The 16,260-nt window shown below is 68.9% G+C and carries 15 protein-coding genes and 1 tRNA gene; 12 read left to right on the plus strand and 4 right to left on the minus strand.

Features of this window, described 5'->3' with window-relative positions:
- Positions 1-59 precede the first annotated feature (59 nt).
- From BP68_RS07735 to BP68_RS07770, 8 genes are all read left to right on the plus strand, one after another.
- Complete coding sequence (locus BP68_RS07735) at positions 60-1,259, plus strand: substrate-binding domain-containing protein (protein WP_496370317.1); 1,200 nt, start codon at positions 60-62, stop codon at positions 1,257-1,259.
- Positions 1,260-1,340: 81 nt separating this feature from the next.
- Entirely contained in the window at positions 1,341-2,105 is a 765-nt protein-coding gene (locus tag BP68_RS07740; RefSeq protein ID WP_496370319.1) for an ABC transporter ATP-binding protein, read from the plus strand.
- Positions 2,102-2,833: an ABC transporter ATP-binding protein gene (locus BP68_RS07745; protein ID WP_496370321.1), complete on the plus strand. Its 732-nt coding sequence runs from the start codon at positions 2,102-2,104 to the stop codon at positions 2,831-2,833. Before BP68_RS07740 ends, BP68_RS07745 begins: the two co-directional genes overlap by 4 nt.
- Positions 2,830-3,888, plus strand: coding sequence for a branched-chain amino acid ABC transporter permease (locus BP68_RS07750; RefSeq protein ID WP_496370323.1), 1,059 nt, complete (start codon positions 2,830-2,832; stop codon positions 3,886-3,888). The genes BP68_RS07745 and BP68_RS07750 overlap by 4 nt, the downstream gene beginning before the upstream one ends.
- A 156-nt stretch (positions 3,889-4,044) precedes the next feature.
- A complete protein-coding gene (locus tag BP68_RS07755; protein WP_496370325.1) occupies positions 4,045-5,112 on the plus strand; it encodes a branched-chain amino acid ABC transporter permease in 1,068 nt (355 codons plus the stop codon).
- A 51-nt stretch (positions 5,113-5,163) separates the two neighbouring features.
- A complete protein-coding gene (locus BP68_RS07760) occupies positions 5,164-7,344 on the plus strand; it encodes a 3-hydroxybutyrate oligomer hydrolase family protein (RefSeq protein ID WP_496370327.1) in 2,181 nt (726 codons plus the stop codon).
- Positions 7,345-7,378: 34 nt separating this feature from the next.
- Complete coding sequence (locus BP68_RS07765) at positions 7,379-8,533, plus strand: ABC transporter substrate-binding protein (RefSeq protein ID WP_496370329.1); 1,155 nt, start codon at positions 7,379-7,381, stop codon at positions 8,531-8,533.
- A gap of 52 nt (positions 8,534-8,585) precedes the next feature.
- The gene (locus tag BP68_RS07770) at positions 8,586-9,464 is read left to right on the plus strand and encodes an alpha/beta fold hydrolase (RefSeq protein WP_496370331.1); all 879 of its coding nucleotides are present in this window, start codon (positions 8,586-8,588) and stop codon (positions 9,462-9,464) included.
- A 19-nt stretch (positions 9,465-9,483) separates the two neighbouring features.
- Here the strand turns inward: BP68_RS07770 and BP68_RS07775 are convergent, their stop codons facing one another.
- The 3 genes from BP68_RS07775 to BP68_RS07785 all read right to left on the minus strand — a co-directional run bounded on the left by BP68_RS07775 (position 9,484) and on the right by BP68_RS07785 (position 11,508).
- Entirely contained in the window at positions 9,484-10,296 is an 813-nt protein-coding gene (locus BP68_RS07775) for an IclR family transcriptional regulator (protein ID WP_496370333.1), read from the minus strand.
- Positions 10,297-10,511: 215 nt separating this feature from the next.
- Positions 10,512-10,599 (minus strand) — tRNA-Ser (locus tag BP68_RS07780).
- Between the two features lie 219 nt (positions 10,600-10,818).
- On the minus strand, positions 10,819-11,508 hold the full coding sequence (locus BP68_RS07785; RefSeq protein WP_496370335.1) for a DUF3334 family protein: 690 nt from the start codon (positions 11,506-11,508) through the stop codon (positions 10,819-10,821).
- A gap of 260 nt (positions 11,509-11,768) precedes the next feature.
- Here BP68_RS07785 and BP68_RS07790 point away from each other — a divergent pair, with 260 nt between their 5' ends.
- The 4 genes from BP68_RS07790 to BP68_RS07805 all read left to right on the plus strand — a co-directional run bounded on the left by BP68_RS07790 (position 11,769) and on the right by BP68_RS07805 (position 15,057).
- Positions 11,769-12,335 carry a cytochrome b gene (locus tag BP68_RS07790; RefSeq protein ID WP_496370337.1) on the plus strand — a complete coding sequence of 189 codons (567 nt, stop codon included), beginning with the start codon at positions 11,769-11,771 and terminating at the stop codon, positions 12,333-12,335.
- Between the two features lie 52 nt (positions 12,336-12,387).
- Positions 12,388-12,969, plus strand: a complete 582-nt coding sequence (locus BP68_RS07795; RefSeq protein ID WP_496370339.1) for a YceI family protein — start codon at positions 12,388-12,390, stop codon at positions 12,967-12,969.
- A gap of 59 nt (positions 12,970-13,028) precedes the next feature.
- Positions 13,029-13,604, plus strand: a complete 576-nt coding sequence (locus tag BP68_RS07800) for a YceI family protein (protein WP_496370341.1) — start codon at positions 13,029-13,031, stop codon at positions 13,602-13,604.
- 205 nt (positions 13,605-13,809) lie between these two features.
- Positions 13,810-15,057 (plus strand): MFS transporter, encoded by a 1,248-nt coding sequence (locus BP68_RS07805; RefSeq protein ID WP_496370343.1) that lies wholly within the window; start codon positions 13,810-13,812, stop codon positions 15,055-15,057.
- A gap of 62 nt (positions 15,058-15,119) precedes the next feature.
- Here BP68_RS07805 and BP68_RS07810 read toward each other — a convergent pair whose 3' ends face one another.
- Entirely contained in the window at positions 15,120-16,259 is a 1,140-nt protein-coding gene (locus BP68_RS07810) for an FUSC family protein (RefSeq protein WP_496370345.1), read from the minus strand.
- Position 16,260 lies beyond the last annotated feature (1 nt).

Below are 16,260 nucleotides of genomic sequence, written 5' to 3' on the forward strand. Positions count from 1 at the left end.
GGCGCGCCCTGGCACGGTGCATGCAATGGGGGGGAAGGCATAACGATCAAGGAGACCCCATGCACCGTCGCAGCTTCGCGGCCCGCGCCACCGGCCTGGCCGCAGTCCTGGCAGCCACCCTGGCCGCACCCGCCGCCTTCGCGCAGTCCGACATCCGCATCGCCCATGTCTACAGCAAGACCGGGCCGCTGGAGGCCTACGGCAAGCAGACCCAGGCCGGGCTGATGATGGGCCTGGAATACGCCACGGGCGGCACCATGACCGTGGCGGGGCGCAAGCTGGTGGTGATCGAGAAGGACGACCAGGGCAAGCCCGACCTGGGCAAGAGCCAGCTGGCGACGGCGTACTCCGACGACAAGGCCGACCTGGCCGTGGGCCCCAGCGCCTCGGGCGTGGCGCTGGCCATGCTGCCGGTGGCCGAGGAGTACAAGAAGATCCTGATCGTCGAGCCCGCCGTGGCCGACTCGATCACCGGCGACAAGTGGAACAAGTACATCTTCCGCACCGGCCGCAACTCCAGCCAGGACGCCGTCGGCAACGCCGTGGCCATCGACCGGGCGGGCACCACCATCGCCACGCTGGCGCAGGACAACGCCTTTGGCCGCGACGGCGTGAAGGCCTTCAAGGACGCGATCAAGAGCGCCAGGCTGGCGCACGAGGAGTACCTGCCCGCGGCCACCACCGACTTCACGGCCGGCGCGCAGCGCCTGATCGACAAGCTCAAGGACCAGCCGGGCAAGAAGGTGATCTGGGTGCTGTGGGCCGGCGCGGGCAACCCGTTCAAGATCAACGACATGGACCTGAAGCGCTACGGCATCGAGATCGCCACCGGCGGCAACATCCTGCCGGCCATGGCGGCCTTCAAGGGCATGCCGGGTATGGAGGGTGCCACCTACTACTACTTCGGCATTCCCAAGAACCCGGTGAACGAGGCGCTGGTGGCCATGCACTACAAGCAGTACAAGGCGCCGCCGGACTTCTTCACCGCCGGCGGCTTCTCGGCGGCCATGGCCATCGTCACGGCGCTGAAGAAGACGAACGGCGACACCAAGAGCAACACCCTCATCAAGGCCATGGAGGGCATGAGCTTCGACACGCCCAAGGGCACCATGACCTTCCGGCGCGAGGACCACCAGGCCCTGCAGAGCATGTACCACTTCCGCATCAAGAACGACCCGGCCTTCGCCTGGGGCGTGCCGGAGTTGGTGCGCGAGATCAAGCCCGACGAGATGCAGGTGCCGGTGCGCAACAAGCGCTGATCTGTCCTGATTTATTTGCTATTTATTTAATAGCTGTTGGCGCTTTCCTAATAAGCGCTGAGGGCTTGTTTGGCTTAGAAAATGCTTGCAACCCAGGACCTGACCGTGCGCTTCGGCGGCCATGTGGCGGTGAATGCGGTGACCTGCGCCTTTGCTCCGGGCACGCTCACGGCCATCGTGGGCCCGAACGGCGCGGGCAAGACCACGTACTTCAACCTGATCTCGGGCCAGCTCAAGGCCACGGCGGGCCGCGTGTCGCTGAACGGGCGGGACCTCACGGGCCTGCCGCCCTCGGCGCGCACGCGCGCCGGCCTGGGCCGGGCGTTCCAGCTCACCAACCTGTTTCCGCACCTGTCGGTGCTGGAGAACGTGCGCCTGGCCGTGCAGTCCGCGCAGGACGGGCCGCACCGCCGCGGCCTGAACCTGTGGAGCATCTGGAGCGACCATGCCGCGCTCACCGCGCGGGCGCAGGAGATCCTGCGCGCCGTGGCCATGATGGACCGGCACGACACGCCCGTGGCCAGCCTGCCGCACGGCGACCAGCGCAAGCTGGAGGTGGCGCTGCTCATGGCGCTGCAGCCGCAGGTCTACATGTTCGACGAGCCCACGGCCGGCATGAGCCACGACGAGGCGCCGGTGATCCTGGACCTGATCCGCGCGCTCAAGAAGGACAGGAGCAAGACCATCCTGCTCGTGGAGCACAAGATGGACGTGGTGCGCGAGCTGGCCGACCGCATCATCGTGCTGCACAACGGCGCGCTGGTGGCCGACGGCGAGCCGGCGGCGGTGATCGCCTCGCCCATCGTGCAGGAGGCCTACCTGGGCACCGCCAAGGAGGCCGCATGAGCGCCGGGGCGAATCTGCTGGAGCTGTCCGGCGTGCACACGCACATCGGCGCGTACCACATCCTGCACGGCGTCGACCTGACGGTGCCGCGCGGCGAGCTGACGCTGCTGCTGGGGCGCAACGGCGCGGGCAAGACGACCACGCTGCGCACCATCATGGGCCTGTGGCAGGCCAGCCAGGGCCGCGTCACCTTCGACGGGCAGGACATCACGCGCCTGCACACGCCGCGCATCGCGCAGCTGGGCGTGGCCTACGTGCCCGAGAACATGGGCATCTTCGCGGACCTCACGGTGCAGGAGAACCTGCTGCTGGCCGCCCGCGGCGCGCGCACCGCGGCGCGGATGGACGAGGCGCGGCTGGAGTGGATCTTCGGCCTCTTTCCCGCTGTGCAGAAGTTCTGGAACCACCCGGCCGGCAAGCTCAGCGGCGGCCAAAAGCAGATGGTGGCCGTGGCCCGCGCCATCGTGGAGCCGCGCGCGCTGCTGATCGTGGACGAGCCCAGCAAGGGCCTGGCGCCCGCCATCGTGAACAACATGATCGACGCCTTCGCGCAGCTCAAGCAAAGCGGCACCACCATCTTGCTGGTGGAGCAGAACATCCACTTCGCCAAGCGCCTGGGCGACCGGGTGGCGGTGATGGACAACGGCGTGGTGGTGCACGCCGGGCCCATGGCCGCGCTGGCCGAGGACGAGGCATTGCAGCGTTCGCTGCTGGGGCTGGCACTATGAGCGGATTCAAGCAAAATCAGGCCGTAGCGCCCGTCCATCAAGCGCAAGCAGCTATCAATAGTGAAGCGTTGGGTGCCCTCCGCGACATCGACTGGAAGCCCATCGCCCTGGTGCCGCTGCTGGCGCTCATCGTGCTGCCCTTCATCGGGTCGGCCAGCACCTGGCTCACGCTTACCGTGGCCGGGCTGGCCATGGGCATGATCATCTTCATCATCGCCTCGGGCCTCACGCTGGTGTTCGGTCTCATGGACGTGCTGAACTTCGGCCATGGTGTGTTCATCGCGCTGGGCGCCTTCGTGGCCACCAGCGTGCTGGGCGCCATGGGCGACTACACGCAGAGCACCGCGCTGTGGCGCAACCTGCTGGCCGTGCTGCCGGCCATGGTCGTCGCCATGCTGGTGGCGGGCGCGATCGGCCTGGCGTTCGAGCGCTGCATCGTGCGGCCCGTGTACGGCCAGCACCTCAAGCAGATCCTGATCACCATGGGCGGCATGATCATCGGCGAGGAGCTGATCAAGGTGATCTGGGGGCCGCAGCAGATCCCGCTGCCGCTGCCGGGCGGCATGCGCGGATCGTGGCTCATCGGCGATGTCGCCGTGGAGAAATACCGCGTGCTCGCCGTGTGCGTGGGCCTGGGCGTGTTCGCGCTGCTGGCCTTCATTCTGTCGCGCACCAAGCTGGGCCTGCTGATCCGCGCCGGCGTGCAGGACCGCGAGATGGTCGAGAGCCTGGGCTACCGCGTGCGCCGCCTGTTCGTGGGCGTGTTCGTGGCCGGTAGCGCGCTGGCCGGCCTGGGCGGCGTGATGTGGGGCTTGTACCAGCAGAACGTGGTGCCGCAGATGGGCGCGCAGGTCAACGTGCTGATCTTCATCGTCATCATCATCGGCGGGCTGGGCAGCACGGGCGGGGCGCTGATCGGGGCGCTGCTGGTGGGCCTGATGGCCAACTACACGGGTTTCCTGGTGCCCAAGGTGGCGCTGTTTTCCAACATCGCGCTCATGGTGGCGGTGCTCCTGTGGCGGCCGCAGGGCGTGTACCCGGTGGCGAACAGATGAAATACCCCCTGAGTCGCTTCGCGCCTTCCCCCTGGAAGGGGGACGCCGCCCGTGCGGCGGGGCGGCCCTTGCACGGCGGCTGCTGGCCTGGGATGCGCCAGTGCCAGACGCCGGGGCCAGCGCGTAGCGCCAAGGGACCTTGAAAGACAGATTCGCATGTTGAACCGACTTCTCTCCGGCGACTACCCGCGCAGCCGCATACTGGCGGTGCTGCTCATGGCCGTTTTCCTCGGGCTGGCGGCCGCGCCCTTCGTCTTTCCCGGCGTGAAGGCGCTCAACGTGGCGGCCAAGGTGCTGGTGTTCGTGGTGCTGGTGGCCAGCTTCGACCTGCTGCTGGGTTACACCGGCATCGTGAGCTTCGCGCACACCATGTTCTTCGGCATCGGCGCCTACGGCATCGCCATCGCCACCAGCCGCCTGGGCGCCACCTGGGGCGCGCTGGCGGCGGGGCTGGGCGGGGCGCTGGTGCTGTCGCTGCTGCTGGCGCTGGCCATCGGGCTGTTTTCGCTGCGCGTGCGCGCCATCTTCTTCGCCATGATCACGCTGGCCGTGGCGGCGGCGTTCCAGACGCTGGCCTCGCAGCTGTCGCACTGGACGGGCGGCGAGGACGGCCTGACCTTCAAGCTGCCCGAGCTGCTGTCGCCGAGCTTCGAGCCCTTCGAGGACGAGGTGCTGGGCCTGCTCATCGACGGGCGCATCGTCACCTACTACTTGCTGTTCGCGGCGGCCGTGGTGCTGGTGCTGGCGCTGCTGCGCATCGTGAACTCGCCCTTCGGCCGCGTGCTGCAGGCGATCCGCGAAAACGAGTTCCGCGCCGAGGCCATCGGCTACCGCGTGGTGGTGTACCGCACCACGTCCAGCGTGCTGTCGGCGCTGTTCGCTTGCGCTGCCGGCGCCATGCTCGCGCTCTGGCTGCGCTACAACGGGCCCGACACCTCGCTGTCCTTCGAGATCATGATGGACTGCCTGCTCATTGTCGTGATCGGCGGCATGGGCACGGTCTATGGCGCGGTGATCGGCTCGGTGCTGTTCGTGGTGGCGCAAAGCTACCTGCAGGACCTGCTGCGCATCGGCGCGGAAGCCGCCGCCGGCCTGCCGTGGCTGGCCACGCTGCTGTCGCCCGACCGCTGGCTGCTGTGGCTGGGCCTGCTGTTCGTCCTGTCCGTCTATTACTTCCCCACCGGCGTGGTGGGGCGCCTGCGTTCCCCGCGCACCCGCCCCTGAAGGGGTGCGCTTTTTCTCGTACTGGCATTACCAAAAAACCTAGGAGACAACATGCGAGTGAATGATCGAGCGACAGTGCGCTGGGTGCTGATGGCCCTGGCCGGGGCCACGCTGGCGGCCTGCGGCGGCGGGTCGGGTCCATCCAATGATCTGCCTCAGGGCATCAAGGAGATCAGTGCCACGGTCTACCCGGCCACCACGGTGGGGACGGGCGCCACGGCGGCCACGCAGGACCTGCTGACAGGCGGCATCGGCAAGACCGGCCTGGGCGCGGCGGCCGCGCCGGCCTATGCCGACCCGGCCAATCCCACGGTGGCGGAGCTGCGCCGCAATGCGCTGTTCTCCAACTACCGCGGCATCGTGGACCCCTCGGCCAAGGGCGGCTATGGCACGCTCTACGGCCCCAACGTCACGGCCCAGGGCCAGGTGACCGGGGGCGAGGGGCTGATCCCGGGCCGTGAACACCTGGCCGTGCTCGACGATGGTTCGGGCCGCAAGCAGACGGTGATCGCCGTGCAGGTGCCCGACAGCTTCAGCACCGCCAACCCCTGCGTGGTGCTCGGCCCCTCGTCGGGGTCGCGCGGCGTGTACGGAGCCATCGGCTCGGCGGCCGAGTGGGGCCTGAAGAAGGGCTGCGCCGTGGCGCTGACCGATGCGGGCAAGGGCGTGGGCCTGCACAACCTGACCGACGACACGGTGAACAAGGTGGACGGCACGCGCGCCACGCGCACCGCGGCGGGCGCCCTGGGCTTCTTCGCCGCCAGCCTGACGGACGCCGCGCGCGCCGCCTACAACGCGGCCTTTCCCAACCGCATCGCCATCAAGCACGCGCATTCGCAGCAGAACCCGGAAAAGGACTGGGGCAGCGACACGCTGGCCGCGGGCCGCTACGCGCTGTATGTGCTGAACGCGCGCTACGGCACGGCAGACAACCCCGTGCCCTTCACCAAGGCCAACACGCTGGTGATCGCGGGCTCGGTGTCCAACGGCGGTGCGGCGTCCCTGCGTGCGGCCGAGCTGGACAGCGACGGCCTCATCGACGGCGTGGTGGCCTCCGAGCCCGTGACCGAGATCGCCACCACCACGGGCTACGGCATCCAGTTCGACGGCGCACCCGTGGCCGGCTACGGCAAGCCCCTGGCCGAATACACCACCTGGGGCAACATCTACCAGCCCTGCGCGGCGCTGGCGGCCGATGCCGCGATCGGCGAGACGTCGATCTACAACTACATTGCCCTCACCGGCATGACGGCCCGCGCCACGGCGCGTTGCGACGGCCTGGCCGCCAAGGGCCTGGTCAGCGGCGCCACCACGGCGGAGCGCGCGGCCGACGCACTGGCCAAGCTGCGCGCCTACGGCTGGACGGCCGAGCACGACACCATGCACAACGCCCACTACGCGCTGGGCAACGGCCCCATCCTGTCGGCCATGTACACCATGGCCTACGGCCGCTTTGGCGTGGAGGCCAACCTGTGCAACACCAGCTTTGCGGCGGTCAATGCCACGGGCGACGTGGTGGCGGCGTCGGCGACGGCGTTCGCGCAGAGCTTTGCCACGGCCAACGGCACGTCCAATGGCGCACCGGCTGCGGTGGTCTACAACGACTCGGTCGGCGGGGCCAAGGCCTGGCAGTTCGCCGTGTCGCCTTCCACCGGCGTGGCCGACCTGGGCCTGGACAACGCCCTGTGCCAGCACGCGCTGGTGAGCGGCAAGGACCCGGTCACGGGCGTGGCCCTCACGGCCGCCAGCACGCCGACGAAGGCGCAGAGCGACGCGGTGCGCGCTGGCGTGGCGCAGGTGCTGGTCAACGCCAACCTGCGCGGCAAGCCGACCATCGTCGTGGCGGGCCGCAGCGACGCGCTGGTGCCGGTGAACAACAACGCGCGGGCCTATGCGGCGCTGAACCGCTCGGTGGAGGGTGCATCCACCCAGCTGCGCTACATCGAGATCCTGAACGGCCAGCACTTCGATGGCTTCCTGCCGTTCGGCGGCTTCGACTCGCGCTTCGTGCCGCTGCACCCGTACTTCAACCAGGCCATGGACGTGATGTGGGCCCACCTGAAGAGCGGTGGTGCGCTGCCCGCCAGCCAGGTGGTGCGCACCACGCCGCGCGGTGGGGCCGCGGGCGCGGCGCCGGCCATCACGGCCGCCAACGTGCCGCCGTTTGCGATGGCGCCGGTGGCCGGCGACCAGATCGGCTTTGCCGGCACGTCCATCACCGTGCCGCGCTGAGCGGATGCACGGCCCGATCCGCGAGGAGACTTCCATGAAGACATGTGCTTGGAGTCACTATGGCAAGCGGTTGCTGGCGGCGCTTGCGCTGTGCGCTCTCGCGGGCCGGGCCCTGGCCAACCCGGCCGCCGAGGTGGTGGTGGGCCAGGTGGCGCCGCTGTCGGGCGTGCTTGCCTCCACCGGCGAGCAGATGGTGCTGGGCGGCAAGATCTACTTCGACTGGGTGAATGACCAGGGCGGGGTGCACGGAGCCCGGATCCGCCAGGCCGTGGTGGATGACGGCTACAAGGTCGAGGACACCGTGCGCCACACGCGCGCGATGCTGGACCGCCCGGAGGTGGTGGCGCTGTTCGGCTTTGCCGGCACCGCCAATCTGGCACAGCTGCTGTCGGACAAGGTGCTCGAGCGCGGCGGCGCCGCGCTGGTCGCGCCCTACACGGGCGGCGAGGCGCTGCGCACCCCGTTCAATCCCTGGATCTTCCATGTGCGCGCGGGCTATGCCGACGAGGCCGAGCACATGGTGCAGCAGCTCGTCACGCTGGGCATCACGCGCATCGCCGTCATGTACCAGGACGATGGCTTTGGCAAGGCGGGGCTGGCGGGCGTGGAGGCCGCTCTGGCGCGGCGCCAGCTCCAGCTGGTGGCCGCGGCCGGCTACGAGCGCAACACCGACCGGGTGGATGCGGCGGTGCAGGCCATCCGTGCCACGGATGCGCAGGCCGTGATCATGATCGCCATCAACAAGCCGGCGGCGGCCTTCGTCAAGCGCTACCGAGAACAGGGCGGCGGTGCGCGGCTGTTCAACATCTCGGTGGTAGACCCGGCCGAGATCGTGAAGCTGGCCGGCCTGAAGAACGCCCATGGCCTGGCCATCAGCCAGGTGGTTCCCTACCCGTACCGCCCGCAGCTGCCGGCGGTGCGCGAGTACCAGCAGCTGCTCAAGCAATATGCGCCCGAGGCCGAGGTCAACTACACCAGCTTCGAGCTGTTCCTGGGCGCCAAGGTGCTGGTGGAGGCCCTGCGCCGGGCCGGCCCCCGGCCCACGCGGGCCCGCGTGCTGCGCGCGCTCGAATCGCTGCACGGCTTCGACCTGGGCGGCATCACCATGGGCTACGGGCCCGACAACCGCGTGGGCTCGCGCTTCGTCGAGGTCACGGTGATCGGTGGCAGCGGCCGCCTCATGAAGTGAGCGCGGCCCGCGCAGCACAGGGCTTTCACGTTCCAACGCACAGGCTTTCACCATGTCCTTCACCTCGCGCTACGTCCGCTGCGCCGGCTATGAAATCCACCTGACGGACTGGGGCGAGCCGGGCGCCCCCGTGGTGGTGGCCTGGCACGGCCTGGCGCGCACCGGCCGCGACATGGACGAACTGGCCGCGCACCTGGCAGGGCAGGGCTGGCGCGTGCTGTGCCCCGACACGCTGGGCCGTGGCCTGAGCCAGTGGAGCCGCGACCCGCACAGCGAATACACACTGGCCTTCTATGCACGCCTGGTGGAGGACCTGCTGGATCAATTGGGCGTGGCCCAGGCCCAGTGGGTGGGCACGTCAATGGGCGGCGCCATCGGCACCGTCTGCGCCGCGGGCCTGCTGGCGCCGCGGCTGCGCGGGCGCATCACGCATCTGGTACTTAATGACAACGCGCCGCAGCTGGCCGCCCCGGCGCTGGAGCGCATCAAGGCCTATGCGGGCCGGCCGCCGGTGTTCGACACCATGCTGGAACTGGAGGCCTTCTTTCGCCAGACCTACGCGCCCTTTGGCTGGCTCAGCGACGCGCAGTGGCGGCGGCTGACGGAGACATCGATGCGCCGCCTGCCCGATGGGCGCGTCACGCCGCATTACGACCCGGCCATGGTCCAGCAGTTCACGCGGCACGAGAACGATTACCTGGTCTGGCAGCACTACGACCTTCTCGACATTCCGGTGCTGTGCCTGCGCGGGGCCGAGTCCGATCTGGTGCTGCCCGAGGTGGTGGCGGAGATGCGCAGGCGCGGCCCCGGCGCGCGGGGGCTGCTGCAGGTCGTGGAGGTGCCGGCCTGCGGCCATGCGCCCGCGCTCAACGTGCCGGACCAACTGGCCTGGGTGCAGCGCTTCCTGCAGGGCCGGCCGGTCCAGGGCTGAGGCTGCGGGGGGCGCGGGTTCAGGACTTCAGCGGGCCGTTGAGCGCCGTGCGCAGGCCGGCCGAGTAGCCCAGCGCCAACGAGATCTCGCCCGCTGTCGCCTGCAGCTTGGGCAGCCAGCCTTCGTCCAGTCGGTCGGCGGGGGCCGAGATCGACAGGCCGGCCACAAGCTGGCCCTGGTCGTCGAACACGCCAGCGGCCATGCAGCGCACGCCCAGCTCCAGCTCCTCGTTGTCGCGCGCAATGCCGTACTGCCGCGCCTTGCCCAGCTCGCGCTCCAGCATGGGCAGTTGGGTGATGCTGTTGCGCGTATGGCCCGGCAGGCCGGTGCGCGTGGCGTAGGCCCGCACGCGCTGCGGGTCGTCGGCCGCGAGGAACAGCTTGCCCGTGGAGGTGAGGTGCAGCGGCGCATGGCCGCCAATGGCGCGCACAACCTGCATGCCCGAGCGTTCGCTGTACGCGCGCTCGATGTAGACGATTTCGTCCCCCTGGCGCACGCTGAGGTTCACCGGCTGCTGGATCAGCTTGTGCAGCTGGCGCATGGGCGCCATGGCGGCGTCGCGCACGCTCAGGCGGGCCTTGACCAGGTTGCCCAGCTCCAGCAGGCGCATGCCCAGGCGGTAGCTGCCCGACTCGGGCCGGTCGACAAAGCGGCCGATGGTCAGGTCGTTGAGGATGCGGTGCGTGGTGGACGGGTGCAGCCCCGTCTTTTCGCTGATTTCCTTGAGGGATATGGCCTCTTCGCGGGAGGCCAGCACGTCGATCAGCTGGAACATGCGCTCCAGCACCTGAACGCTGGGTTTGGCGGGCACGTCCGGGTGGCGTTTCTTCATGACGATGCAGGCAGTTTCTAAGCCCCCCATTTTAGATAATGAAAATCGTCGCAGAAGCGCACGGCACGATACCCGGGCCGAACCGCCAATCTTGTCTGCGATGCGAGGGATCGCCATTCACTGCACAGGCGTTGGCCTGGGCCCAGGCAAATCGAGGCCGCACCGTGGCGACACAACAAAAAAGCGCCCCGGGGGGCGCTGGTTTGTTTGCTTTCTGGCGGAAGCGGTGAGATTCGAACTCACGGACGGTTGCCCGTCGCCGGTTTTCAAGACCGGTGCAATCGACCACTCTGCCACGCTTCCTGCATTGGTCTTCGTGACCGGAGAGTCACGCCATGTGGCGGCCTCCCCAGGCTCCGAGAAGGGGCCTATTCTACGCGGGCGCCGCGCCTCTTTCGGGCTCCTGCGCGGTTCTCCATGCCCGTCTCTTTCAAGCGGCCCCAGGCGGGGCCGCCAGGGGCCTTATGTGCATAGGGCGCCCTTGGGACAAGCGCAGACTGCTATTGTTTTTGATGATTCGGCCTACATGCCCAGGGATTTGAGCAATGCCTCGGTGTCCGCGTCGGAGGCCGATGCGGCTGGTGCAGCGGCCGGGGCGGCTGCCGCTGCCTGGGCCATGAGGGCGTCGGGGTCGGGGGCCTCTTGCGGCTCGAAGTCGTAGAGCTTGATGAACTGCGTGCGGTCGATCGCCAGTTCCAGGTAGAAGATGTTGTTGTTGCCGGTATAGAAGGTGACGCGGCGCGCCTCGGGCTGGTCCAGGTTGGCGTCCACGCTCAACATGACCTGCTGGTTCAGCACTAGCATCTTGGGCTGGTTCTGCGTGATGTGGGTTTGCAGTTCGCGCCGCACCTTGCCCGTGAAGTCGCCCACCACCTGGTTCATGAGCTCGCCCATGACGTTGCTCACTTCGTCGGAGGTGAAGGCGCTGGCCAGGTCGTCGGCCGACATGCCCATGCTCAGCATGTAGCGCTCATAGATCTCCATGGCCGCTGCCGCCGAGAAGTTGATGATCACCAGGCCGGAAAAGCCGCCGTCGAACAGCACGAAGCAGCCGATGTCTGGCTTGAGGCAGGTCTTGGTGATGCGCTGCACCATGCCCGAGTAATGCACGGGCCCCTGGGTGGCGACCGAAAGCACGCGGGTCACGGAGTTGCACAGGGAGGTCAGCACGTCTTCGGTGCCGTAGACGACGGGAGTGGCAGGAGAGGTCATGGGGCTGCAGGAAGGGAATGCAGGCAGGGCTGCACATGGCGAATCATGACACGGCGGGTGCGCGCCGCGTGCAAAGCCGGGCGGGAGTCGCATCCCCGCTCTTTGTTGTTCATAAATTTTGAAGTGACACGTGAATTCAATTGAAACTTTGCGCATGAAGGCCACTCTAGACTGCACGGCGTGATGAGCTGCCGCCTGCGTGGCGGCCCGTCCAAGCCCTCTCACGAGGTTTCATTTGCCGCCTTCAGCACACGCATTTCATGAGCACTGCCACCACGCAACGCGCCGCCCGCTATGGCGCAACCGCCATCGCCCTGCATTGGGTCCTGGGCCTGGCCATCGTGGCCGTGTTCTGCGTGGGCTGGTACATGACCGGGCTGCCGTTCTCTCCCCAGCGCCTCAAGCTCTACAACTGGCACAAGTGGGCCGGTGTGGCGCTGCTCACGCTGTCGGCGCTGCGCCTGGTGTGGCGCATCACGCACCGGCCGCCGGCTCTGCCCGCCCAGGTGCAGTCCACCATGCCGCGCTGGCAGCAACTGGCCCACCATGGCGTGCACCACCTGCTGTATGCGCTGTTCTTCATCGTGCCGCTGGTGGGCTGGGCCTACAGCTCGGCCGCGGGTTTCTCCATCGTCTTCCTGGGCATGGTGCCGCTGCCGGACTTCGTGCCCGCCAGCCCCGCACTGGCCGAGGCCATCAAGCCCTGGCATGAGCTGACGGCCTATGCGCTGGCCACCTTGGTGGCGCTGCATGTGGCCGCCGCTCTCAAGCACCAGCTCATCGACCGTGACGGCCTGATTGGCCGCATGCTGCCCGGCCGCGGCTGAGGCCGCGACGGCACACCAATTTCTTATCGTTCAACGGATGGAGCAAACCACCATGACGCAATTCACCTTCCCGCGCCTGGCCGGCATGGCCTTGGCCGGCGCCGCCCTGCTGAACGCGGGTGCCGCCTTCGCACAGCAAAAACTGGTGCCCGAGCAGAGCGAGATCGCCTTCGTCAGCAAGCAGATGGGCGTGCCCGTCGAGGGCAAGTTCAAGAAGTTCGACGCCCAGGTGTCGCTCGACCCGGCCAAGCCGGCCACGAGCAAGGTGGCGTTCACGGTGGATACCGGCAGCGCCACGCTGGGCGTGAAGGAAACCGACGCCGAGCTGCCCAAGGCCGTGTGGTTCAACGTGCCCCAGTTTCCGAAGGCCACCTTCCAGTCCGGCGCCATCAAGGCCGTGGGCGCGGGCAAGTACGAGGTGGCAGGCAAGCTGAGCATCAAGGGCGCATCGCAGGACGTGGTGGTGCCCGTCACCCTCACGCAAAGCGGCGCCACCACCACGGCTGCCGGCAGCTTTGCCATCAAGCGCCTGGCCTTCAAGATCGGCGAGAACGAGTGGGCGGACACGTCCATGGTGGCCGACGAGGTGCAGGTCAAGTTCAAGCTGGCCCTGACGGGCGTTCCCAAGTTCTGAGCCTCTTCAGGCCCTTGCAGTCCCTTTTCTTTTCATCACACCTTACGGAGTAACCACCCATGCGTTCCACCTTCCTGGCCATTGCGGCCGCAGCCGCCCTGACCGCCGGTGCCGTGCAGGCCCAGCCCGCCACCTATGCCGTGGACCCGACGCACACCTTTGCCACGTTCGAGATCAGCCACTTCGGCGCCAGCGTGAACCGCGGCCGCTTCGACAAGAAGGAAGGCTCGGTGCAGCTGGACAAGGCCGCCAAGTCCGGCAAGGTGGAGCTCACGCTGCACATCGACTCCATCAACACGGGCACGGCGCCGTTCGACAAGCACCTGCAAAGCGCGGACATCTTCAACGTGGCTCAGTTCCCCACGGCCAAGTTCGTGGGCGACAAGTTCACGTTCGAGGGCGACAAGGTCACGGCCGTGTCGGGCAACCTGACCATCAAGGGCAAGACCCAGCCTGTCACCTTCAAGGCCAACCAGTTCGCCTGCTACGACAGCCCCATGCTCAAGCGCGAGGTGTGCGGCGGCGACTTCGAAACCACCATCGACCGCACCGCCTTCGGAATGGACTACGGCGTGCAGTACGGCTTCCCCAAGAACGTGCGCATCGTGGCGCAGATCGAGGCCGTCAAGCAGTAAGCCGGCAGGCCGGCGCCGCGCCTGCGCGTGCAGGCCTGCGCCGCATCGTTCAAGGGCTGGCGCCATGGGGCGCCAGCCCTTTTTTTGCGCAGGGGGCGAGCGCGTCAGCGCTCAGGCACCCAGCCCAAGCCCACGCGCCTGCGTGGCAAGCGCGTGCGTGCTATGGTCGCGCGCCCTGGGGTTTTCCCTTGTTTTTTGCCATGCCATGACCGTCTCTGCCGCACCCTCCACTCCGCCCGCGACCCACCCCGTCGATGCGCCGGCACGTGGCCCGGCGGATGAGCGCACGCTGGTCCGCGCCGTGCTGGCCATGGGCGTGGGGGGCTTTTCCATCGGCACCGGGGAGTTCGTCATCATGGGCCTGCTGCCCGAGGTGGCCCGCGACCTGGATGTGAGCATTCCGCAGGCCGGCCATGTGATCAGCGCCTATGCGCTGGGCGTGGTGGTGGGGGCGCCGGTGCTGGCCGTGCTGGCGGCGCACTGGGGCCGGCGGGCGCTGCTGATGGCGCTGATGGTGGTCTATGCCCTGGGCAACTTTGCGTCGGCGCTGGCGCCGGGCTATGCATCACTGGGGCTGCTGCGCCTGGTCAGCGGCCTGCCGCATGGCACCTACTTCGGCGTGGCCGCCCTGGTGGCCGCCGCACTGGCGAGGCCGGGCCAGCGGGCGCGGGCCGTGGGCTGGGTGATGCTGGGGCTGACCAGCGCCACGCTGGTGGGCGTGCCCATCGCTGCGGGGCTGGGCAGCCTGCTGGGCTGGCGCGCGGCCTTCGTGTTCGTGGGGGCCATTGCGCTGGCGGCGGTGTTCATGATGCGCCGCTGGGTGCCCGACATGCCGGCGCCGCAGGGTGCCAGCCCGTGGCGCGAGCTGGGGGCGCTGGCGCGGGGACAGGTGTGGTTCACGCTGGGCATCGGCGCCATCGGCTTTGGCGGCATGTTTGCGGTGTTCAGCTACATCAAGCCCACGCTGCTGGAGGTGGCGGGCATGCCGCCGGCGCTGGTGCCGTTCACGCTGTCCCTGTTCGGCCTGGGCATGGTGGCGGGCAACCTGGTGGGCTCGCGCATGGCCGACCGGGCGCTCATGCCCACGGTGGGCAAGCTGCTGCTGTGGTCGGTGGGCGTGATGGTGGTGTTCGTTGCGGCGGCGCACCATGCGGTGACGGCGGCGGCGTCCGTCTTCCTGCTGGGCACGGTGGTGGCCATCGGGCCGGCGTTGCAGATCCGGCTCATGGATGTCGCCGGGGACGCGCAGACCCTGGCCGCCGCTCTCAACCATTCGGCCTTCAACGCCGCGAATGCGCTGGGTGCCTGGCTGGGCGGCCTGGCCATCGCCGCGGGCGGTGGCTGGACATCCACCGGCTGGGTCGGGGCGCTGCTGGGGTTGGGTGGCCTGGCCGTGTACGCCGCGGCGCTGGCCAGCGACCGGCGCGCGCGCCCGGGGCTGGTCACGCAATAGCTATCAAAAACGTAGCTGTTGGCGTTTGTCTGGTGGGCGGTTGGGGCTGATTTTGTCTTGATTCAATGCGCACTGCCATGGTGGCGCGCCAGGTGCACCCGCTCGTCCAGCGACGACAGCACCAGCGCCAGCACGATGCCCACGGCCGCGCCGAGGGTGGTGTCGAAGATGCGCGACAGGGCCATCTCCGCCGCCTCGCCGTGGTGCGCCATGCTGGTCATCAGCAGCGCCATGGGGGTGATGAAGATCTGGCCCAGCGCATAGTTGAAGCCAATCACCACCTCGGTGAGCACCTGCAGCACCGCCACGGCCAGCAGCAGCCACCCGAACGAGGGCGCGGACGACAGGATGGCCCAGGCGATGCCCGCGCCGATCACCGTTCCCAGCGTGCGCTGCCAGCCGCGGTGCACCGTGCCCGGCAGGTGGGCTCCTTGCAGCACGGCCACCGCGCCGATCGCGGCCCAGGCCGGGTGCGCCCACCCCGCGGCATGCGCCAGCAGCGCGGCCAGCGCGGCGCACAGCGCCACGCGTACTGACTGCACGGGGGCGTAGCCGGGCGCCAGCGGCTTCGGCGCGTGCATGCCGTCCGGTGCATGGACGGCGGCGGAGGCGGGCGGCGCCACGTCCAGGTCGCGCAGGCGATCGGTCAGCAGGTACAGCAGCCAGGCGGCGGCCACGCCCAGGGCGGTGGCGCCCGTGCGCTCGGCCAGTACCAGGGGGCCGCCGAACGGGCCGATCGCGGCACTGGCGGCGAAGATGAAGATCACCGCGCCCGGCGCGCCCAGCTGCGCCCGGTGGGCCAGCGACGCCAGCAGCCCCGCCATGGCCGACAGGGCCAGTAGCATGGCCACGGGCCCCAGGCCCAGCCAGGCGAGCAGCGAGAGCAGCGCCACCGGCATGACCAGCAGGCCGCCGGCCATGAGCACGACATGCCGGCGGTGCGCCGGCGGCGCAAAGCGCCCGAACAGCGCCGCCAGGGCCCCCAGGCCACCAAAGCCGGCCATGTGGGCCCAGGGCGAGACATGCAGCAGGCCCGCGACCAGCACCACGGCCAGCGCAACCTGCGCGCCCGCCACGGTGGCGTTGCGCACCGAGGGAGGGCGCTGCAGGGCCAGGCTCTCGCGCAGCCGCGCGGGCGCCGCCATGTGGCGCAGGGCGCGGCTGTGCGAGCCGGTGTGCGGGGGACGGGCGTTCAGGGGCATG

The sequence above is a fragment of the Diaphorobacter oryzae DSM 22780 genome (assembly GCF_059568935.1).